Origin of the sequence: Kitasatospora sp. NPDC048365 (assembly GCF_043200835.1) — a bacterium.
GTDB lineage: Bacteria > Actinomycetota > Actinomycetes > Streptomycetales > Streptomycetaceae > Kitasatospora > Kitasatospora terrestris.
The window spans coordinates 96,246-117,344 of record NZ_JBICYJ010000029.1; the positions used below are offsets into that span (position 1 = coordinate 96,246).

Genomic DNA, 21,099 nt, shown 5'->3' on the forward strand with positions numbered 1-21,099 from the left:
TCGACCGCTTTCGCGCAACACCCGTGCCGTAGGAGGGAGCTGCCTATGCTTCAGGCGACAGCGCCGGATGCGGAGCCCGCGGGAGGGGCAGCCGATGACGCCCACTGAGAATGCGCCGCCGCCGGATCCGGGAGACCCTGCTCCCCGGCCGGCCCGCCACCGGAGGCCGGTCGCCCGCCGGAGGATGCTCGCCTGGCTGGCCGTCGGGACGGTCGCCGCCGTGACCGGCGGGGAGGTGCTGCGCCAGTCCCTCGCCGACGCGAAGACCCGCAGACCCGCGCCCCCGCTGCCCGCGACGGCCTCCCCGGCCCCCTCGGCGGAGCACACCCACGGCGCCCCGCCGCCCAGTCCGAGCGAACCTCCGCCGCCGGTCGACGAGTCCGGCCGCCGCTGGTCCGACCCGGCCGGCTGGGGCGGCGCCGTGCCCGGCCCCACCACGGCCGTCCGGATCGCCGACCGGGTGCTGCTCGACACCGACGCCGCCGTCGGCTCGCTGCTGATCGAGCCCACCGGGTCGCTGGTCTTCGCCCGGGAGCAGACCCTGGCGCTGGCGAGCGCCGGCAACGTCGAGGTGCGCGGCTCCCTGGCCCTCGCGCCGACCGGGGCGGCCATCCACACCCTGCGCTTCCCGAAGGTCGACGAGAAGCGCTTCCAGGGCGGCGGAATGGCCCTGGTGGGCAGCGACACCGGTCTGTGGGTCGCCGGCACCGGCTACCTCCGGCTCGACGGCGCAGCCAAGACCGCCTGGGTCCGGGCCGCGACGGCGCTCAAACCGGGCGAAACCACCATCAAGCTCTCAACTGCCCCGGAAGGGTGGCGGGCCGGCGACGAGCTGGCGATCACCCCGACCCTCGCCCCCGACACGGACGGCTTCTCCACCGCCTACGACTACGCCACCGTCCGCTCGGTCGACGGCGCCACCGTCACCCTCGACGCACCGCTGCGCCGGGCCCACCCGCGGGTCGCCGTCGGCGCCGGGCTCACCCTCGGCGCCGAGGTGCTCAACCTGACCCGCACCGTCCGGGTCGAGGGCACCGCCGAGGGCCGCGCCCACATCCACATCACCAGCTCCCGGCACGCCGACGTCCGGCACGCCGCGCTGCGCTGGCTCGGCCCGCGCGCCGCCGGCAAGGACAAGTGGAACGGACAGCCCGTCACCGAACCGGTGCTGGGCCGGTACGGGCTGCACTTCCACATGCTCGCCGACTCCTCCCGGGGCACCGTGGTCGAGGGCGTGGTGGTCCGCGACACCGGCAACCACGCCTTCGTGCCGCACGCCAGTCACGGCATCACCTTCCGATCGTGCATCAGCCACGAGACCTGGGAGGACGCCTACTGGTGGGACGGTCCGCTCGACACCCGCACCCCGCAGGGCCCGTCCGACGACATCGCGTACGACGCCTGCGTCGCCTCCCGCACCGTCTTCGAACCCAACCCGCGCGCCTACCGCCTGACGGGCTTCAGCCTGGGCGCGGGCAGCGGTTCGAGCGCGCGCGGCTGCGTCGCGGTCGGCGTGCAGGGCGCCACCGGCGCCTCCGGGTACGAGTGGCCGGAGACCAGCGAGGGGGTGTGGACCTTCGAGCGCTGCCTGGCCCACAACAACCTGGAGAACGGCATCTTCGTCTGGCTCAACGCCCAGCACCACCACACCGTCGCCCAGTTCGTGGCCTACCACAACGGCGGCTGGGGCATCGAGCACGGCGCCTACCTCAACGACTTCGACTACCTGTCGAGCGTGCTGTACGGCAACGCGAGCGGGGGAGTGGCGGTCCACGCGCTGGGGCGGGAGAAGGGGACGCGCTTCGACGGCCTGCTGATCGACGCCGCCGGGCAGTCCGACTACGCGGTCGCCACCGCCAAGCACCAGCTCGCGGGCGAGACCGTGACGATCAGCCGGTGCCGGATGACCGGCTACCGCAAGGCCGGCGTGGCCTTCCGGGCCGACCCGGAGGGGAAGCCGGACGACATCGCGGTGCTCGACTGCGAGTTCGGCGGCAACGAGGTCTGGCTCGACCCGGAGGCGCCCGCGCCCAAGCGGATCCTGTTCCGCAAGGCGGGTCAGGGGCAGGCGGTCGCCCTCAGCAAGCCGGGCACCGCGCCGACCGCCGTCCCCCAGTGGAACGCGGCCAGCACCCCCGCGGACGCGCCGCCGGTCCAGAAGGCCGTCGCGCCGCTGACCCTCACCCTCCCGGACGCGGCGAGCAGGACCACCCGCACGCAGCCGTGAGCCCGCCGGCAGGTGCCGCGACGTGAAGAAGGGCCCCCGCGGGGGCCCTTCCTCGTGTCTGTTCCGGGATTCCCGGACTACTCCGCCGCGGGCTCCCCGGCGTGCGCCGCCGACCCGCTCTGCTCCGCGTGCTCCGCCTGCTGCTCGACCGGGGCGGCCGGCAGGACGGCGAGGTAGGTGGAGGCGATCAGCTGGCCCACCGTCGGGTACGCGCCGAGCGGGGCCGCGCTCGGGCAGCCGGTCTCCTCGGCGGCGGCCGCGAGCAGCTCCGGGTCGGCCTCGGGGCCGATCACCAGCGGCGCCAGCGCCGGGCGCTCGGAGCCGGTCGCCTTCAGGTGCTCGACGGCGGCGGCGACGGAGCCGGGCACGTCCAGGGCGGCGGCGACCACCGGCACGGCGAGCCGCGCGGCGAGCAGCACGCCGGTGATCCCGGCGGACGCGGCGGCGTCCTCCCCGCCGGCGGTGGTCAGCACCACGCCGTCGGCGGCGGTGGTGATGGCGAAGAGGCGGGCGCGGTCGGCGCGGGCCAGCCCGGCCTCGGACAGCCGCACGTGGACGGCCTCGGCGAGCAGCGGGTGCGGGCCGAGGGTGTCGGTGACGACGGCGCCGGTCTCGGCGGCGAGCCGGTGCAGCTCCTCCAGGAACCCGTGCGGGCCGGGGAGCAGCGGCACCAGGACGGGTGCCGGCATACCGGCGTCGAGGGCCTGGGCGATCAGCCCGGCGACGGTGTCGGCGTCCTCGCCCCCGAGGTAGCCGGCCGCGATCTCGATGCCCGGCTGCTCGCCGCGCACGATGGAGAGCAGCTCGTCCACGACGGGCCGGGCGTCGGGCCCGGCCGCGGCCGGGACGGCCAGGATCAGGGCCGGCGAGCCGGCCGGGATCTCGGGGCGCTCGGGACGACGGTGGCGCCCCCGCGCACGGGAGCCTGGCTGACGGACGGGCAGTGGCGCGCCCGGAATGGCTGCGGTGCTCATGCCGGAGATCGTAGGACATTGACCAGCCGGTGCTGCAGTCGGATGCCGTACGTAAACATTTCCCGTCCGCCAGGTGACGCGGCTCACATCGACGGGCCGTGACGGTCGGTGAGGCCCGCAGGGCGCCATGAAGATCGACAACGCGCCGCCGCACGTGTGCGGACGGTCATGCCCGTGGCGCCGTTTCGCCCGGATATGTCCGCTTATGGCGTGTCAACTTGCCGGGTGTGAAGTGTTCGTGGGGACCTTCGCACGTACATTTGCACGAGCTTTTTCCCCTGCTGATGCACGTGCATCCGAGCTATCATCACGTCAAGTGAGGTGTTCGCCTGGCTTCTAGGGGAGAGAACGATGCGTGAGGCGTACAACGGCATGGCGGCTGCGGACCTCGAGGGCGTGGTCTGGCAGAAGAGCCTGTACAGCAACTCGAAGGGCAACTGCGTGGAGTTCGCCGCGCTCCCCGGCGGGGCGGTGGCGATGCGCAACTCGCGCTTCCCGGACGGGCCCGCCCTGATCTACACCCGGGACGAGATGACGGCGATGCTGCTCGGGGTGAAGGACGGCGAGTTCGACCACCTCGTCCAGCCCTCCGGCTGACACGCGCCTGACGCACCGTCACTGTCCGGGCCGTCGCGGGGGTTCACCTGCGACGGCCTCAGCGTTCCGCCGGCCTCTCCCCGGCCGGGCGGCCCGCTCAGGCGGAGCGGCGGTGCAGGCCCAGGTTGTCCGGACAGGTCGCGGGCGCGGCCTCGAACAGCGCCCACACCACCTTCCCCGCGCCGGCCAGCGGGTGCCAGCCCCAGGAGCGGCTGAAGGAGTCGACCAGGTGCAGGCCGCGGCCGGACTCGGCGACGAAGTCGGCCTCGCGGGCGACCGGGCCGGCGCTGCTCGGGTCGCTGACCGCGCACACCACCTGCGGCGCGCGGTGGACCAGGCTGATGCGGATCGGCAGCATCGCGTCGGGCGCCTGGTGCGGACCGGGCTGGGCCGGGAGCCGGGCCGGCTCGACGGCGCCGAGGGCGTGTCGGAGCGCGTTGGTGACCAGCTCGGAGGCGACCAGCGAGACGTCGTCGAAGAGTTCGCCGAGGCCCCATCCCTGGAGGGTCGATCTGGCGAACTCCCGTGCGGTTCTGACGGCTTCGAAGCGAGGAGCGAGGGTGCAGCTGACCACATGGGGGTCGGTCGCCAGGGCCGTACCGGTGCTCATGAAGAGCTCCTCCCATAAGGGGGCGGACACGGCTGGACCCACCGGGGTCATGCCGGTCACCTCCGACTCGCTCGGTCGCGCGACCGCCTCCCCGACCCTGCTGTGCGCACACGTAAACCCAGCGACGCGGGGGCGCCGCCGGGAGCATGTGCGGTTACGCGTGTGGGGTCGACGCGGAGCCCGCGGGATTGCCAGGGGCGTGCAAGTGCACGTGCACCATGGTCCTCTGCGCTCACTGCAGATGCAAGAGTGGATTCACGTGCAGTCGCGGGATTGGCATATGCATGCACCGGATGCACGTGCATCCGGGCGGGTGTGATGCAGAACCGGTAGATCGTTCCGTCACTACCGGCACCGAGCGCGCTCAACTGATGGCAGACTGTGCAGCTGTTGTCCGAGGTGGAGGTTGGGTCCGCATGACCACAGTTCAGCCCGGCAGCGGATCGATGGTGCGCCGGATCCTGCTCGGCTCCCAGCTCCGCCGCCTGCGTGAGGGCTGCGCGATCACCCGCGAGGACGCCGGGTACGCGATCCGGGCCTCGGAGTCGAAGATCAGCCGGATGGAGCTCGGCCGCGTCTCCTTCAAGGAGCGCGACGTCGCCGACCTGCTCAGCCTCTACGGCGTCCACGACGGCGACGACCGCGAGGCGCTGCTCGGCCTGGTCCGCGAGGCCAACAAGTCCGGCTGGTGGCACAGCTTCAACGACGTGCTGCCCGGGTGGTTCCAGACCTACATCGGTCTGGAGGAGGCCGCCGCGCTGATCCGCACCTACGAGGTGCAGTTCGTCCCCGGCCTGCTGCAGTGCGAGCCGTACGCCCGCGCGATCTTCGCCCAGAGCCGCCCGGTGCTCGCCGAGGAGGAGCTGGAGCGCCGGGTCAGCCTCCGGATGCGCCGTCAGAAGGCGCTCACCGACGGCGAGGGCCCGCGCCTGTGGGCCGTCATCGACGAGGCCGCGCTGCGCCGGCCGGTCGGCGGGCCCGAGGTGATGCGCGCCCAGGTCCAGCACCTGCTCGACATGGCCGAGCAGCCCAACGTGGTGGTCCAGGTGATGCCGTTCCGCTTCGGCGCGCACGCCGGCGAGAGCGGGGCCTTCTCCATCCTGCGCTTCCCCGAGCAGGACCTGGCCGACGTGGTCTACCTGGAGCAGCTGACCAGCGCGCTCTACCTCGACAAGCGCGACGACGTCGACGAGTACGTGCAGGTGATGGAGCGGCTCTGCGTCGACAGCCTCACCCCGCAGCAGACCACCGACCTGCTCGCCGCCATCCTCAAGGAGCGCTGAGCGGCACCCGCCCGGCGCGGCCTACCTGGCGCGCCGCAGCTCCTCGGCGTCGCACCGGACCGGCCGCGGCCGCTCCGGCGCCTCCGGCTGCGGCGGCACGCCCATCGTCCAGTCCAGTCCGTAGCGGGCGAACAGGTCCGCCCGGATCGGCGCCAGCGGCGCCGAGGCGCCCGGCAGCAGGACGCCGATGCACCCGCCCATCAGCGCGCTGCGCAGCACCGCGTGCTCGGCGACCGGGTCCGCCGCGCCCCACTCCCGCAGCAACTCCCGCAGGATGGACCCCAGTTGCTGCTGCTCCGGATCCTGCACGAAGGCGCCGACGTCCGGGTCGAGGATCAGTGCCAGGTGGGAGCGCATCACCCGGGGGTGCTCCAGCGCGAGCCCCAGCACCGCGTCGATCGCCGCCGCCAGCCGGGCGTCGGCGGAGGCGCCGTCCGGCAGCCCGTCCAGCGCCTCGGCGAGCGTGAGGTGCATCATCCGGTGCGTCGCCGACTGCATCAGCAGCCGTTTGCCGTCGAAGTAGTAGGACACCAACCCGCGGGCCAGGCCTGCCCGTTCGGCTATGTCCCCGAGGGTCGTCCCGGCGTATCCGTACTGGTCCACCAGCTCCACCGTGGCCCGCATGATGCGGCGGCGGGAACGTCGGCGCATCTCCTCATTGACCGATTCCCCGCGAGGTGCCATCGTGTCTGCTCCGTACGTTCGTTGGCTCCCAGCCAATATACTGGTAGGCGTACGGACACAGCCCCGGCTCCACCAACACGGGGGTTTGGTGGAGCCGGGGTCCTTCCGAGGTCAGCGCTCCGAGAGCACCTGCGCGTCCGTGACGTCCTGCCCGGTCGGCGCGGCCGGGTAGCGGTAGTCCGGCACGGGGGCGGCGGGGGCCGCGGCCCGGCGCCGCTCCAGCACGGCACCGACCAGGGTGACCGCCAGGCCGACGGCGGCCACGCCGGTCACCAGCAGCAGCGCCGGCCGGTAGCCGTCCAGCTGGGCCTGCGGGCTCTCGCCGCCGCCGCTGCCGCCCGTGATCACCGCGGTGGTGACCGCCAGCACGATCGCGCTGCCGACCTGGAACGCGGTGTTCACCAGGCCCGACGCCAGGCCCTGCTCCTCGTCCGCGACGCCGCTGGTGGCGGCGATGTTCACCGAGGGGAAGGCGAGCGCGAAGCCCACGCCGAGCAGCACCATGCTGGGCAGCACCAGGGTCGGGTAGTCGCTGTGCTCACCGAGCCGGAGGAACAGCGCGTACCCCGCGGCCAGCGCCAGCACGCCGACCGGCAGCAGCCGGGTGGTGCCGAAGCGGTCGACCACCGCGCCCATCCGGGTCGCCGAGAGCGCGACCAGCGCGCCGGCCGGCAGCAGTGCGAACGCCATCTCCAGTGCCGACCAGCCGAGCAGCCGCTGCAGGTACAGCGTCACGATGAACTGGAAGCCCGCGTACGAGCCGAAGATGGTCACCGCGGTGAGGTTGGCCCGCGCCACCCGGCCGTTGCGGAAGATGCCGAGCCGCACCAGCGGGTGCGCGGTCCGCGACTCGATCACCAGGAAGGCAGCGGCGAGGACGGCGACCACGGCCAGCGAGCCGAGCGTGCGCGCGCTCGTCCAGCCCGCGCCCTGCGCCTCGGTCACGGTGAACACCAGGAGCAGCAGTGCACCCGTGCCGGTGATCGCGCCCGCCACGTCGTAGCCGCCGTGCGGGCGGTCGTCGTCGGCCTGACGGGGCAGCAGCTTGAACGCGAAGGCGAGGGCGAGCAGCGCGACCGGCACCGGCATCAGGAAGGTCCAGCGCCAGCCGACCGAGGTGAGCAGCCCGCTGAGCACCAGGCCGAGCGAGAACCCGCTCGCGCCGCAGGTGGTGTAGATGGCCAGCGCCCGGTTGCGGGCCGGGCCCTCGGCGAAGGTGGTGGTGATGATCGACAGGCCGGCGGGCGCGGTGAAGGCGGCGGCCACGCCCTTCAGGAAGCGGGCGCCGATCAGCAGGGCGCCGTTGTCGACCAGGCCGCCGAGCAGGGAGGCGGCGGCGAAGACGGCGAGTGCGACCAGGAAGACCCGGCGCCGGCCGAGCAGGTCGGCCGCCCGGCCGCCGAGCAGCAGCAGGCCGCCGTAGCCGAGGACGTAACCGCTGACCACCCACTGCAGGGCCGAGGTGGACAGGTGCAGGTCGGTGCCGATGGAGGGGAGCGCGACGCCGACCATCGAGACGTCGAGCGCGTCGAGGAACATCGCGGCGCAGAGCACCACCAGGGTGCCCCAGAGGCGTGGGGTCCAGTGCGTGTCGTGGGCGTGGGTGCCGGCAGGTGAAGGCGCTGCTGTGGTCATGGGCCAAGACACTACATGCATGTGCATCCAATGCAAGCGGATTTAATGCACATGCAATAAATGCGCACTCATGTGCTAGCGTGGAGGCGTGACCGATCTCGACACGGCGGCCGCGCCCGTCGGCGCCGGCACCGACAACGAACTCGCCACCGCCTGGCGCGACCTGCTCGCCCGCCACGCGGCGACCTCCTGCGCCCTCGACCGGGAGCTCGGCGAGAAGCACGACCTCGGCATGAGCGAGTTCGAGGTCCTCGAACGCCTCTGGGAGGCCGACCTCCCCGACGGCAAGGGCCAGCGCTCGCAGGACCTCGCCTGCACCGTCCACCTCTCCCAGAGCGCCCTCTCCCGCCTCATCACCCGCCTGGAGAAGGCCGGTCTGGTGGCCCGGACGCTCTGCGAGGTCGACCGCCGCGGCATCTACGTCACCCTCACCGCCGCAGGCCGGGCCCGGTACCTCGACGCCCGGCCGACCCACCGCGCGGTCCTCGCCGCCACCCTCACCCCGCCCGACGGCGACCGGTAGGAACGCAGGAGGCCTGCCCTCCGCCGGGAGGCGGAGGGCAGGCCTTTCGGTGCTGCGGTGGTGCCGGGAGCTACAGCAGTTGCGCCCCCGCCTCGTTCACCCAGTTGCCCCAGTAGCCGCCGGGGGCGGCGCAGGTGGCGGCGAAGTTGCCGCCGCCCTTGGCCGTGGCGACCGGGAGGCAGTTCCAGCCGGAGCCACCGGTCATCACCAGGTCGCTGCGGCCGTCGCCGTCCAGGTCGCCGACCCGGACCTTGACGCCCGCGGTGGCGGCCCAGTAGCCCCAGGACCCGCCCTGCGCGGCGTTGCAGGTCACGGCGAAGGTGGCGTCGGCGTTGAAGGTGGCGACCGGAACGCAGCCGGGGTCGGGCCCGCCGACCAGGGCGACGTCCGTGCGGCCGTCACCGTTGAAGTCGCCGGCCACGGCCTTGACGCCGGAGGCGTGCGCCCACCCGGTCCAGTTGGTGCCGGTGGTGTTGCAGGTGATGGTGAAGCTGCCGTCGCCCTTGGCGAGGGCGACCGGCAGGCAGTCCCAGCCGGAACCGCCGGTCAGCGCCAGGTCGGTCAGGCCGTCGCCGTTGAAGTCGCCGGACATCGTCTGGACGTCCGCGGACGAGGCCCAACCGCCCCACCAGCCGCTGGTGAACGCGGTGCAGGTGACGTTGAGGCTGCCGTCCGGCTTGGTGAGCGCGACCGGCAGGCAGCCCAGGTTCGGGCCGCCGGTCAGGGCGATGTCTGTGCGGCCGTCACCGTTGTAGTCGCCGGTGACCGCCTTGACGCCGGAGGCGTTCGCCCAGGTGGTCCAGGACGAGCCGGTGCCGGTGCAGCCGACGGCGAAGGCGCCGTTGCCCTTGGAGTACGCGACCGGGAGGCAGCCCCAGCCGGCACCGCCGGTCATCGCCAGGTCGGTGAGACCGTCGCCGTTCCAGTCGCCGGTGAGGAACTGCCGGCCGGAGTCGGTCGCCCAGCTGCCCCAGTACCCGCCCTCGGGGGCGTAGCAGGTGACGTCGGTGTTGCCGTCACCCTTGGAGAGCGCCACCGGCAGGCAGTCCCAGCCCGCACCGCCGGTCAGGGCGATGTCGGAGCGGCCGTCACCGTTGAAGTCGCCCGAGAGCGCCCGGACGTTGGCGGTGTGCGCCCAGTAGCCCCAGGACCCGCCCTGCGGGGCGTTGCACGTGGTGCTGACCGTGCCGTCGCCCTTCGAGGTGGCCACCGGCAGGCAGTCCCAGTTGGGGCCGCCGGTCAGCGCCAGGTCGGTCCGGCCGTCGCCGTTGAAGTCGCCGGCGTGCTCGGTCCGCTCGCGCAGCAGCCGGTTGGCGAGCAGCGACGGGCCCTCGACGACGTAGCTCGCCCAGGAGCCGTTGCCGATCAGGCGGGGCAGGGCGTCCAGCCCGCTGGTGCCGCCCGGGTAGAAGAGCAGGCAGCCGGTCGGGCAGGTGACGGACTTGGTGGTGGTGCCGTCGTCGGTGTAGTTGACGGCGGCGGAGGCGTCGGCCGGGGTGGCCGCGATCAGGTCGCCGCCGTTCTGGCCGGCGGTGGGGTCGAACCGCTTGAACGAGGCGGTCTCGCCCGGGTCCTGGACACCGTTGTCGTTGGTGTCGGCCCAGCCCGTCTGGGTGGTGACCGAGCCCTGCAGGTTGCCCAGCGAGAGGACCTGCGGGCGGCCGGCCAGAGCGGTGCCCCAGACGGTCTTCGCGCCGAGCGTGTAGACGCCGCCGGCGGTGCTGCCGGGGAAGAGGAAGAGCACACCGTCGCCGGTGCGGCGGCCGATCAGGTCGGGGGTGCCGTCACCGTTGACGTCGCCGGGGGCGAGCACGATGTAGTCGGACCAGGTCTCGCTGCCGAGCTGGGTGCGGCCGGTCAGGTCGAACGGCGAGGTGTGGTTCGAGACGGAGGTGCCGGGGAGGACCTTGCCGCTGTACAGCCACAGCTTGCCGCCCTCGACGGTCAGCAGGTCGTTCCCGGCCTTCCCGTCGAGGTTGCCCGCGGCCAGGATCTGCGTGGTCGAGGACCAGCTCGGCAGGGTCGGGTGCTTGATCTCGACCCGGGTGGAGGCGTTGGGGTAGCCGAGGCCGTTGCCCGGGTAGATGAAGAGCTTCCCGGCGTCGAGGCCGGTCGAGAGCCGGATCAGGTAGTCCTCGTAGCCGTCCGCGCCCGCGGTGGCGGCGGTGACGCCGGTGAAGTCACCGCGGTGGGTGATCAGCGCGCCGGTGTAGCCGGTGCCGACGTCGAGCCGGGTCCCGTGGGCGCCGGTGCCGTTGCCCGGGTACAGCCGGAGGACGCCGTCGGGGGAGACCGCGACGAGGTCGGCGTAGCCGTCGCCGGTCAGGTCGCCCGCGATGTCGCTCTTGGCCTCGCCGGCGGTCCAGTCGCCGGTGGAGCCGGCCGGCCGGACGTAGGAGGCCGGGGTGGTCTTGACGGTGACGGTGTCACCGGTCGTGCCGGTGCCGGTGCCGTCGTACGCGCTGCGGTTGCCCGCCTTGTCGTACGCGGCGACGTGCAGCGTGCTCTGCGGCCAGCCGGTCGGGGTGACGGTCACGGTGGCGGTGCCGCTGGTGGCGTCGACCCAGTTGCCGTTCTGGCAGCGGGTGTTGGAGGTGGAGATCGGCTGGTCCAGGGTCCAGCAGAAGCCCGCCATGTTGGTGTCGGTCGCGGTGAACTTCAGCGTCCGCGCGGTGCGGGCCGGAACCTCGGCGACGTCCAGGCGCTTGCCGTCGGTGGCGGTGACGGTCAGGCCGGTGGGCGCCGTCTTGTCCACCTTGAAGGTGCAGTAGGGGTCACCGGGGAGGTAACCGGACACGGTGATGCCGTCCTCGGCCCGCACGGCGAAGCGGTAGAGGGTGTTCTCCTGGAGCTCGGAGGCCGGCCAGGTGCGGGAGGACCAGCTGCCGTTGCCGACCCACTCCTCCTGGTCGTGGTACCAGGACCAGCCCTCCTTCCAGACCCGGTAGAAGGCCTTGGTGTTGGTGCCGTCCGGGTCGGAGACGCGGGCGGTGAGGGTGAAGTCGTTGTTGCCGATGATCGGCGCGTTGGCCGGATCGGTCACGCACGGCACGGACTTGTTGCTCGCACCGCTCGGCAGCCAGGAGCCCTCGTACGCGCCGTACTCGTTCACCACGGGCGCGCGGTTGTAGGTGATCTCCAGGTACGGGTTGTTCTTGAACCGCTTGTAGCTGAAGGTGTTGCCCTCCATGCCGGCCTCGGCGGCCAGGCTGAGGGTGAGCGCGCCCGCGTTCCAGTCGGCCATCTGCTGGACCGTGGACTTCAGGCCGTCGGAGCTGAAGTCGTGGCCGAGGTCGTTCGGGCAGTAGGTGTCGTTGCCGCCGGCGAAGCTGTCGGAGGCGACCTTGTTGAGCCGGCCGAGGGGGTTGTTCCAGGTCGGGTCGTGGTCCCAGCCGTTGACGACCCACAGGTCGGTGTAGCCGGCGGACGACGCGGTGCAGCCCCAGGAGTGGGTCTCGACCGTGTGCAGGGTCGAGGAGAGGATCTGCGCGCCGCCGAGGCCGTTGGTGTCGATCGTGAAGAACGACTGGTGCTTGGAGTCGCCCGAGTAACCGACCCGGAACTCGTCGGTCGGGTTGTTGGACGTCCAGCCGCTGCCCGAGACGAAGGCGCTGTTGGGATAGGAGGAGGCGGTGAAGGACCACTTCTGTCGACCGCCGCCGGTGAAGACCGGGTCGATGACCAGCGGGAACTGGACGTCGGGGGAGGTCAGCAGGCTCTTGTCGGGGGTGAGGCGGATCTCGTTCCTGTCCAGCTTCACGCCGATGCGGGCGGCCTTGACCGGGAGCGCGGCGGGCTCGGTGCCCTCCTGGGCCTCGGAGACGGCCATGCCGCGGGGGGCCTTGGCCTTCTTCGGGGTGTCCCACATGGTCGGCGCCGGGGCCTGGAAGACGGTCCTGCCGTCCTTGCCCTTGGCCTTGATGCCGCCGTCCTCGGCGTTCTCCACGGTGAGGCCGTCGGCCTCGGTGAGGAGCTTCAGCTCGGCGAGGGCCGGGTTGGCCGCGGCTTCCCGGGTCTTGACGACCAGGTGCTCGGCGAAGCCGTCCACGTTCGCCAGGACCTTCAGGTCCACACCGGGAAGCACCTCCGCGTAGACCGCAGTGCTTCCGGAGACGGTCGGCGTCGGCAGGGCGGTCGGCCAGCTGACCGACAGGGTCTGCCCGTCGCGGGTCATCGTCGCCAGCGGGGCGGTGCCGCCGCCGGAGAACGCGATCGGGAACGTCGACGCGGTCGGGGAGAGGCGCCCGTCGGCGGCCTTCTTCAGCGTCGCGTCGGGGGTGCGCCAGGCACCGTCCACCTTGGCGCGGACCGGCTCGACATGGGCGCGGCGGGTAAACGTCCCGTCCGGGTTCGCCAAAGTCTCGTTGAACTCGTCGGCCAGCTCGGCGATTTCCACCGGCTTGCCGGACTTCTTCGCCTCGGCCTGCGCCCGCGCCTCCGGCGACTGCGGAGCAGCGGCCTTGGGTGACGCGGTGTCAGCGACCGCAGGCGAACTGCTCAGGGCCGCCAATGGCGTTCCGAGTATTGCGCTGGTTGTCAGGATTGCGAGGAGACGTCGCCGTCTCGCCCCCCGCCCGTTTGTGATGGTCATGCCGAGTGAACCCCCCTGTGGGACACGAATGATGATGCGGGGGGATGCTAGTGGGAGTCAGAGACCGCCGGGGCAAAGGTTTTTCATGGCCGCGCCATTCGAAGCGCTTTTCTGACGGTGCGTTTCGGACCTTCGCTGCCGAACCGTGCGCAGTCGCACAGTGAGATGTAATGCGCGTCACACCAGGGTGCCGAGCCCGGGGGCCACGGCGAGCAGCAGGACGGCGGCGGGCGCGGCGAGTGCGGCGAGGGTGAGGGCGAGCCGGCTCGGCACCGGGAGGCGGGGCGCGCCGAGCAGAAGGCGGTCGACCCGGGCGGGCGACTGCGCGAGCTGACCGGGCGGGCAGGTCCTGAAGAGCGGGCTGTTGAGCTCGACCAGGGCGCCGGCCGTGGTGAGGCGGCCGTGGCGGCGGGCCGCCCGGTCGTCGGCGGCGAGCTCGACCAGGACGGCGACCTGGTGGCGGAACGCGGCGAACACGCCCACCCCCGGGAACCCGGTGGCGAGCGCCTCCGCGCACTGGGCCAGCCAGTGGTGCCGCGCCCGGACGTGCCCGCGCTCGTGGCTGAGGACGGCGGCCAGCTCGCGGTCGCTGAGCTGCCGCAGGGCGCCGGTGGTGACGACCAGTCGGGCCTGCGGGCCGGGCAGCGACCACGCTTCCGGCCGGACCGACTCCAGGACGACGAGCCGCTCGCCGGTCGGCCGGGCGGGTACGAGTCCGAGCGGGAGTTCGGGTGCCCGGCTGGTGAGTTGGGCGTGCCGGTGGTCGCGCAGGGCGCGGGCCGCGCGGATCTCCCGGGCCAGCGAGACCGCCGTCCACACCCCGCCGGCCGCCAGGACGGTCGCGGTCAGCCGACCCCAGCCCTCCAGCCCGGCCAGTCCGTACGCCGCCTCGACCCCGGCCGGCGCGCCGGCGAACACCGCGGCGCGCAGCTCCGGCAGGGCGGCCGCACCGGCCAGCAGCAGGCTGAGCGCGCAGCAGAGCAGGACCGCGACCACCAGGCACTGCCAGGCCAGCAGGGCCAGCACGGGTTCTCGCTCGGCCCACCCGGCCCGGGCCAGACGGCCGGGCACCACGGTGGCGAGCACGGTTCCGAGCAGCAGCAGGCTCAGCAGGGCCGTCATGGCGGCGCTCCCCCGAGGAGAATTCGAGGCGCGACGATGCGCTTGCCCCCAACCTATGCCGCCCCGCCGCCCGGGGGAACGGCTCCGGGCGGCCAGTGACCAACACCACGCGTCGTCTGCCGCGCGGCCGTACCGCTCACGGCGTCACATCGTCAGCAGCATCGCGAACATCCCGATGCCCATCGCCGCCCGGCAGGCGCCGGACAGCCGCACCACGTGCGCCGCGGTCACCCCGGCGGGGGCGAGCAGCCGGCTGCCCTCCCACACCGCGTAGGCGCCGAAGTAGAGCAGCAGCACCCCGGTGAGCGGGGGGAGGCCCATGCCCTGGTGATGGTGGTGCGCCGTGGCCGGAGCGGCCATGGCGAGGGCCATGTACGCCATCGCCAGCGCCCCGATGCCGTGGTGGAGGCGGTGGGCGCGCAGCCCGGCGGTGTGCGGGCCGAAGGTGCCGAGCAGCAGCCCGCCGGCCAGCAGGGCGGCGAGCCAGGCCCACAGGACGCCGGGCAGCAGGGCCATGCCCGCCATCCCCAGCCCCATCGCGGCCTCGGCGGCGTCGAGCGCGCGGTGCGCGCGGTGGTCGTGGCTGCCCCGGTGGGCGCGGTGGAGGCAGTACCCGCCGGTGCCGGCCGCGAGCGCGGCCAGCAGCCAGGTGACGACGGCCGGACCGTGCATCGCACCCCACCCTTCCCCCGCTGACCATGGGCGTTCACCGTCCACGGTCACCGATCGTGGGCGTCCGTAGCAGGGCGCACACGGGGGCGCACGGGAGCGGTCGGCCCGGCCCGGTCGCCTCGCGCGCCACCGGCGAAGGCGTCCGGTGGCGGGCCGTCCGAGCACAGGAGATGGTCGGCGTACAGCTGCCAGTCCGGAGGGCGTGTACGGGACAACCTGCCGAAGTGGAGCGCGAGACCTCCGGATCCCGTCCGACCCCCCTTGAACAGGAGAACCTTTCGTTCGTATGGTGGTCTCGTCGAAATAAGTCCTGTCGAAGTGAGTCTCTGATGCAGAATCTTTCGCCGAAGCTCGCGGTGGCGGCCGATGCGCCCGCCGCGTCCGTCGCCGGCCACCCCGCCTGGCTGCGCCTGAAGGATGCCGTCGAGGCCCTGCGGCCGTTCCAGGCCAAGGACGGCTCGATCGACCTGGCCGCCGTGCAGCGCCAGAGCGTCGACCCGCTGGTCGAGACGGTGCTCGCCTCGGTCGCCGAGCTCGCCCCGCTCTTCCCGCAGGACGCCGCGTACCTGGAGGCCGTCCGGGCCGACCTGCGCAAGTGGGCGGACACCGGCTACCGGGAGCCCGACTTCCTCGACTCGCTGCTGGCCTTCCAGCCGGACGCGCACCGCGAGGACGGCCTGGAGCACCTGGTCGTCTTCCCGATGTACACCCAGAACGGCAACCCCGACCGCAACCTGGAAGCCGTCCTGCTGAAGGTCGTCTGGCCCGAGTGGATCGCCGAGCTGGAGCGCACCCGCTTCGACAACGCCGGCTACCTCGGCATCGCCTTCGAGGACTTCACCGCGGGCTACGACACCAACTCCGCCGTCCTCTTCCCGGAGACCGTCGCCGTGCGCCAGGCGCCGGAACGTTTCACCTGGGGCGGCATCTTCTGCGACCGCGAGGCGGCCCGCTTCCGCGCCGTCTCCACCAGCGCCGTCCGCCAGCTCGGCCTGGAGATCCCGGCCGACGCCGAGGGCCTGCTCAAGGACCAGGCGCGCGCCCAGGAGACCTTCGTCCTGTGGGACCTGGTCCACGACCGCACCCACAGCCACGGCGACCTGCCCTTCGACCCGTTCATGATCAAGCAGCGCAGCCCGTTCTGGATGTACGGGCTCGAGGAGCTCCGCTGCGACCTGAACACCTTCAAGGAGGCCGTGAAGCTGGAGGCCGAGGGCTACGCCCAGGGCCGCGACGTCCAGTACGCGATCCTCTTCGACCGGATGTTCCGCTTCCCGGTCAGCGGCGACCGCGTCCGCAACTACGACGGCATGGGCGGCCAGCTGCTCTTCGCCTACCTCCACCAGCACGACGCGCTGCGCTGGCGCGACAACCGGCTCACCATCGACTGGAGCCGCGTCGCCGAGGTCACCAACGGCCTCTGCGCCGAGATCGAGGCGCTCTACCGGGCCGGCATCGACCGCCCCAAGACCGCGCACTGGATCGCCGCGTACGAGCTCGTCTCGAAGTACCTCACCCCGCACCCCGCCTCCACCTGGGCCAAGGGCCCCGAGGCGCTGCCGCTCGACCTCGCCGACGAGAAGGCGCTGAAGAAGGCGCTCTGCGACGCCGTCCTGCCGGACGAGTTCCCGCTCTCGATGTTCTTCGAGGCGCTGTCGAAGAAGCTCAGCCGCGTGATCGCCGACACCAAGGGCATCACCGGCGCCGACGCCCAGGGGGTCGCCGCGTGACCCGCCGACTCGAGGGCAAGGTCGTCGCCGTCGCCGGGGCCAGCGGCCCCGCCGGACGCGCCACCATGCGCAAGCTCGCCGCCGAGGGCGCCGTCGTGATCGGCGCCGACATCGACCAGCACCGCCTGGACGCGGCCCTCGCCGCCGTCCGCACCGACGTGCCCGGCGCGCAGATCAGCGGCCAGGTCATCGACCTGCTCGACCCGCAGGAGGTCCACGACTGGGCCGACCACCTGGAGGCCGAGCACGGCCACGTCGACGGCGTGTTCCACCTGGTCGGTGGCTGGCGCGGCAGCAAGACCTTCTTCGACAGCCGCATCGACGACTGGGACTTCCTGCACGACACCGTCGTCCGCACCCTGCAGCACACCTCGCTCGCCTTCCAGCCCGCGCTGGTCCGCAGCGAGTCCGGCCGGTACGCGATGATCTCCGCCGCGGCCGCGCACAAGCCCACCGCCGGCGGCGCCGCGTACGCCGCCGCCAAGGCGGCCACCGAGGCCTGGACCCTCGCCATGGCGGACTCCTTCGTCAAGGAGACCACCAGCGGCGACGGCGTCCCCACCGCCGCGGCTGCCATCCTGGTGATCAAGGCCCTGGTCTCCCCGGAGATGCGCGCCGAGAAGCCCGACGCCAAGTTCGCCGGCTTCACCGACACCGCCGACCTGGCCGACCACCTCGCGGGCCTCTGGGACCGCCCCGCAGCAGACCTGAACGGACAGCACCTGTGGCTGACAGCCCGATGAACGACCGCACCGATGCAGTGATCCACCACGACGCGACGGTGCGCGGCTTCGCCAGCGACAACTACGCCGGCGTCCACCCCGAGATCCTCGCGGCGATCGCCCTCGCCAACGGCGGCCACCAGGTCGCCTACGGCGAGGACCAGTACACCGAGCACCTGCAGACCGTCTTCAAGCGCCACTTCGGCGAGCAGGCCGAGGCGTACCCCGTCTTCAACGGCACCGGCGCCAACGTGGTCGCCCTCCAGGCCCTCCTCCCGCGCTGGGGCGCGGTGGTCGCCGCCGAGAGCGCCCACATCAACGTCGACGAGTGCGGCGCCCCCGAGAAGATCGCCGGCGTCAAGATCCACACCGTGCCGACCCCCGACGGCAAGCTCACCCCCGAGCTGATCGACCGCCAGGCCTGGGGCTGGGGCGACGAGCACCGCGCCCAGCCGCTCGCCGTCTCCATCACCCAGTCCACCGAGCTCGGCACCCTGTACACGGTGGACGAGGTCAAGGCGATCTGCGAGCACGCCCACCAGCACGGCATGCTCGTCCACATGGACGGCTCCCGGCTCGCCAACGCCGCCGCCTCGCTCGGCGTCCCGTTCCGCGAGTTCACCACCGATGCCGGCGTGGACGTCCTCTCCTTCGGCGGCACCAAGAACGGCCTGCTGCTCGGCGAGGTCGTGGTCGTCCTCAACCCGGAGAAGGTCCGCAACCTCAAGTACCTGCGCAAGATGTCGATGCAGCTCGCGTCGAAGATGCGCTTCGTCTCCGTCCAGTTCGAGGCGCTGCTCACCGGCGACCTCTGGCTGCGCAACGCCGGCCACGCCAACGCCATGGCCAAGCGCCTGGAGACCGCCGTCCGCGACATCGACGGCGTCACGCTGGTCCGCCCCGTGCAGGCCAACGCCGTCTTCGCGATCCTCCCGCGCGAGGTCAGCGAGCGCCTGCAGAAGCGCTACCGCTTCTACTTCTGGGACGAGCACACCGGCGAGGTCCGCTGGATGGCGTCCTTCGACACCACCGAGGCCGACATCGACGCCTTCGCCGCCGCGATCGCCGAAGAGATGGCCCGCTGACGCGGATCCCCTGAGGCGGACCCCCGCCCGTACGACCCCGGCTCGGTGCACCGAGCCGGGGTCGCGCCATGTGTAGAGGTCGCGCCGCGTATCGGGGGCGCGCCGTGTGCGGGGTCAGCCGGTCGGGACGCCCAGCAGGTCCCAGGTCTTCCGACCGGGGATGCCGTCCGCGTCGGAGCCCTCGAAGCCCTTCAGCCTCTGCCACGCCGCGTACGACTCCCGGTCCGCCGGTCCCCAGTCGGGCCCGGGACCGACCTTGTAGTGGGAACAGCCCACCTCGACGAGCCGCACACCCATCCGCGTGATCACGTCCGAGTGCCGGCCGATCTGGAAGAAGGCCGCACCGGGGAACGGTTCGAACCCCGTCGGGGGCGTGGGGTGGTCGTGCGGCCGCGGCGCGCCGAGCTGCACCCAGGCCTCCAGCGGCTCACCCGGGCAGGAGGTGGCGAAGCCGTCCCGGTGCCCCTTGATGTCGGTACCGGCACCGTTCTGCTGCAGCAGGTCGATGCCGTCGCGGATCGCGTCGAGCATGGCGGGGGTGGGCTCGGTGAGCCCGCTGTCACCGACCAGGCCGACGACCGCGTAGTGGTTGCGGTTGAGCTCCTGGTTGCCGTTGGCCCCGGTCCGACGACCGAGCCCGCGCCCCTCCAGAAGGAAGCCGTGCGGGCAGGCCGCGTAGTTGTAGGCGACGTCCGACCAGTTCTCGGTCGGATTGGCGAGGTGGGAAGCACGGATGTTCTGCCACTCGGCGATGCACGCGTCGTGGTTGTCGATGAGGGACGTCGAGACCTTTGTCCCCTCGTAATGGACCTTCACGCCGAGCGTGGTGGCCTGCAGCGGAGCTGCCGATTCGGGCCACCCGAAGGCCGAACGTTCGATGAGTTGCATGGTTCCTCCAGCAGGTCGTGCCGGAAAGGAGTGGGAGTTGCGAGTCGGTGCCGCAGCAGGCGCCGGAGCGCGTGCGGGCACGCCGAAGAGAGCGGTGTCCCCTCGGGGGAGGGCCGGATCGACCGTCGGGTCGTCGGGTCGGTCGTCGGGTCGTCGGGTCGCTTTTCGGTCGTCCGGCCTGTTGGATCAGTACCCGTGCGGCGGACGGTTCTCGTCGGCCTGCTGTACCCGCGATGTCAGGTCGTGGCCGTCACGAGAGACGCCGTACGTGTCCATGACGTAATTCATCGACGCGGCGATGTTCGCCACGCCGTCGTAGATGTGATTGTCAGTTCCGGGCTGGTGATACCTCGCGAACGTCGGGGGAATGCACTGGACGACGCCGCGCGAGCAGTAGAGCGGGCAACCGTCCGACTGGCGCGGTCCATGAGCGTTGGAGTCGTTCGTGTTGACCGCATTGAAGAAATAGCTCGATTCGCGGACCGCGATCGTCATGTATCCCGGAAGCCAGTTGTCCACCGGGAGACCCATCAGGTCACAGACCGTGTGGATCGCGGTGGTCGTGCTCCCGTCCACCACGCGGTCGTAGACCACCTCCGACATCGGAATCCCGACTCCGCCGGGGGCCGACGCCGGGGCATCGTCCACGAGAACGTCGAACAGACCGCTCTCCGAGCCGAGCCGGCGCAGTGACGCGCCGCCGGGAACGCCGTCGGCGTCCTTGCCGCCGAAGCCGAACGATTCCTGGAGACGCCTGTACGCATTGAGCGTGAGCGTGCCGAACGCCCCGTCGATGAAGTGCGGGTCCAGGAAGCCCCGGTTGGCGAGCGCCTGCTCGACCGGTCGCACGTCGTCGGGGAACGCTCCGACCCCCTGCGAAGCCGGGGGATCCACCTGAGCCGCTCTGATGACATGGGAGAGGACTACTTGAGTCATGTCGTCACCTCTTCTGGTCCACCCACTTTCGACTCTAAGCCCGGGTCCGCAGGGCGACCTGTCAAGCGGACCTCAGCCGAACGGGTGAGCAGGTGCGGGCGACACCCAGACGGGAAAAGGCACCCGCTCAGGCTCCGACCGGTCGTCCGCGCCGGCGAGGTCCGAGACGTCCTCGGGCTCCGGCAGGGCTGCCCGGACCTCGGGGGCGGACAGGAACGCCGCCACGATCGGCGCCAGGTCCTCGGACGGGAAGTACGCACCGCCGAAGGGCAGCTGATCCGGAGGTACCGAACCGGTCGAACACCGGAGCTGGTCCGCCTGGACGTCGTGCCAGACGTAGAACGTGGCCACCCCCGTGAAGCCCGTCCCGCGCACGCGGGAGTGGACGGTGGACGCGGTGCGCTCGAAGGCCGCGACCACCTCGGAGACGGAGAGAGACCGCCGGTCCTCGTCCTCCGCACTGAGCCACCAAGTGTTGGTCTCCCACTCCACGGGGTGGTCGGTCGGCTCCAGCACCAACGGCTCGTCCGCCACCTCGGCTATCCACGTCAGCAACATGACCCCAAGTATTCGGGGTCACCTGCCGGCGAGCTCCCGAGGGCGTCCCGGACGCTGCGCGCCACGTTTGACTCGGGGTGGCCAGGTGCGTAGAGTCCTCCGGGTTGCCTGACAGGGAGCACCGGACACGTGTCGACGTGGACGGTCCCGGGGCGGCCAATCCTTGGAACACCACTTCTGATCCGTAGCGGGTCGCGTCTGTTCGCGTCTCCGTTCGTATTTGGTGTGCGCGTTTATATGGATTGCGGCCGGATTCGCTTTT

The 21,099-nt window shown here is 72.1% G+C and carries 17 protein-coding genes; 7 read left to right on the plus strand and 10 right to left on the minus strand.

Annotated elements, in window-relative coordinates; all coding sequences use genetic code 11:
* Nucleotides 1–94 precede the first annotated feature (94 nt).
* Nucleotides 95–2,227, plus strand: a complete 2,133-nt coding sequence (locus ACGFX4_RS26915) for a hypothetical protein (RefSeq protein WP_393079336.1) — start codon at nt 95–97, stop codon at nt 2,225–2,227.
* Between the two features lie 77 nt (nt 2,228–2,304).
* Here the strand turns inward: ACGFX4_RS26915 and ACGFX4_RS26920 are convergent, their stop codons facing one another.
* Nucleotides 2,305–3,201, minus strand: coding sequence for a sirohydrochlorin chelatase (locus ACGFX4_RS26920; protein ID WP_393079339.1), 897 nt, complete (start codon nt 3,199–3,201; stop codon nt 2,305–2,307).
* Between the two features lie 351 nt (nt 3,202–3,552).
* Between ACGFX4_RS26920 and ACGFX4_RS26925 the strand changes: the two genes are divergently transcribed.
* A complete protein-coding gene (locus ACGFX4_RS26925; RefSeq protein ID WP_393079343.1) occupies nt 3,553–3,798 on the plus strand; it encodes a DUF397 domain-containing protein in 246 nt (81 codons plus the stop codon).
* A gap of 97 nt (nt 3,799–3,895) precedes the next feature.
* Here the strand turns inward: ACGFX4_RS26925 and ACGFX4_RS26930 are convergent, their stop codons facing one another.
* Complete coding sequence (locus tag ACGFX4_RS26930) at nt 3,896–4,408, minus strand: ATP-binding protein (protein WP_393079346.1); 513 nt, start codon at nt 4,406–4,408, stop codon at nt 3,896–3,898.
* Nucleotides 4,409–4,824: 416 nt separating this feature from the next.
* Here ACGFX4_RS26930 and ACGFX4_RS26935 point away from each other — a divergent pair, with 416 nt between their 5' ends.
* Complete coding sequence (locus tag ACGFX4_RS26935) at nt 4,825–5,691, plus strand: helix-turn-helix domain-containing protein (RefSeq protein ID WP_393079348.1); 867 nt, start codon at nt 4,825–4,827, stop codon at nt 5,689–5,691.
* Nucleotides 5,692–5,712: 21 nt separating this feature from the next.
* On the opposite strand, the gene ACGFX4_RS26940 is transcribed toward ACGFX4_RS26935, so the two are convergent.
* Nucleotides 5,713–6,342 carry a TetR/AcrR family transcriptional regulator gene (locus tag ACGFX4_RS26940; protein WP_393079350.1) on the minus strand — a complete coding sequence of 210 codons (630 nt, stop codon included), beginning with the start codon at nt 6,340–6,342 and terminating at the stop codon, nt 5,713–5,715.
* A gap of 144 nt (nt 6,343–6,486) precedes the next feature.
* On the minus strand, nt 6,487–8,010 hold the full coding sequence (locus tag ACGFX4_RS26945; protein WP_393079351.1) for an MFS transporter: 1,524 nt from the start codon (nt 8,008–8,010) through the stop codon (nt 6,487–6,489).
* Between the two features lie 88 nt (nt 8,011–8,098).
* Between ACGFX4_RS26945 and ACGFX4_RS26950 the strand changes: the two genes are divergently transcribed.
* Nucleotides 8,099–8,533 (plus strand): MarR family winged helix-turn-helix transcriptional regulator, encoded by a 435-nt coding sequence (locus tag ACGFX4_RS26950; protein ID WP_393079354.1) that lies wholly within the window; start codon nt 8,099–8,101, stop codon nt 8,531–8,533.
* Nucleotides 8,534–8,603: 70 nt separating this feature from the next.
* Here the strand turns inward: ACGFX4_RS26950 and ACGFX4_RS26955 are convergent, their stop codons facing one another.
* The 3 genes from ACGFX4_RS26955 to ACGFX4_RS26965 all read right to left on the minus strand — a co-directional run bounded on the left by ACGFX4_RS26955 (nt 8,604) and on the right by ACGFX4_RS26965 (nt 14,918).
* Nucleotides 8,604–13,043, minus strand: coding sequence for an FG-GAP-like repeat-containing protein (locus ACGFX4_RS26955; RefSeq protein ID WP_393079357.1), 4,440 nt, complete (start codon nt 13,041–13,043; stop codon nt 8,604–8,606).
* A gap of 258 nt (nt 13,044–13,301) precedes the next feature.
* A complete protein-coding gene (locus ACGFX4_RS26960; RefSeq protein WP_393079360.1) occupies nt 13,302–14,246 on the minus strand; it encodes a M56 family metallopeptidase in 945 nt (314 codons plus the stop codon).
* 144 nt (nt 14,247–14,390) lie between these two features.
* On the minus strand, nt 14,391–14,918 hold the full coding sequence (locus tag ACGFX4_RS26965; protein ID WP_393079363.1) for a DUF5134 domain-containing protein: 528 nt from the start codon (nt 14,916–14,918) through the stop codon (nt 14,391–14,393).
* A gap of 329 nt (nt 14,919–15,247) precedes the next feature.
* Between ACGFX4_RS26965 and ACGFX4_RS26970 the strand changes: the two genes are divergently transcribed.
* From ACGFX4_RS26970 to ACGFX4_RS26980, 3 genes are read left to right on the plus strand one after another with little or no spacing between them, the layout of a single operon-like run.
* Entirely contained in the window at nt 15,248–16,648 is a 1,401-nt protein-coding gene (locus ACGFX4_RS26970; protein ID WP_393079366.1) for a DUF6421 family protein, read from the plus strand.
* Entirely contained in the window at nt 16,645–17,391 is a 747-nt protein-coding gene (locus ACGFX4_RS26975) for an SDR family NAD(P)-dependent oxidoreductase (protein WP_393079369.1), read from the plus strand. Before ACGFX4_RS26970 ends, ACGFX4_RS26975 begins: the two co-directional genes overlap by 4 nt.
* Complete coding sequence (locus ACGFX4_RS26980; RefSeq protein WP_393079397.1) at nt 17,388–18,455, plus strand: threonine aldolase family protein; 1,068 nt, start codon at nt 17,388–17,390, stop codon at nt 18,453–18,455. The genes ACGFX4_RS26975 and ACGFX4_RS26980 overlap by 4 nt, the downstream gene beginning before the upstream one ends.
* 114 nt (nt 18,456–18,569) lie before the next feature.
* Here ACGFX4_RS26980 and ACGFX4_RS26985 read toward each other — a convergent pair whose 3' ends face one another.
* The 3 genes from ACGFX4_RS26985 to ACGFX4_RS26995 all read right to left on the minus strand — a co-directional run bounded on the left by ACGFX4_RS26985 (nt 18,570) and on the right by ACGFX4_RS26995 (nt 20,837).
* Nucleotides 18,570–19,343, minus strand: a complete 774-nt coding sequence (locus ACGFX4_RS26985) for a peptidoglycan-binding protein (RefSeq protein WP_393079372.1) — start codon at nt 19,341–19,343, stop codon at nt 18,570–18,572.
* Between the two features lie 186 nt (nt 19,344–19,529).
* On the minus strand, nt 19,530–20,279 hold the full coding sequence (locus tag ACGFX4_RS26990) for a hypothetical protein (RefSeq protein ID WP_393079375.1): 750 nt from the start codon (nt 20,277–20,279) through the stop codon (nt 19,530–19,532).
* A 72-nt stretch (nt 20,280–20,351) separates the two neighbouring features.
* Entirely contained in the window at nt 20,352–20,837 is a 486-nt protein-coding gene (locus ACGFX4_RS26995; protein WP_393079377.1) for a hypothetical protein, read from the minus strand.
* Between the last annotated feature and the right edge of the window lie 262 nt (nt 20,838–21,099).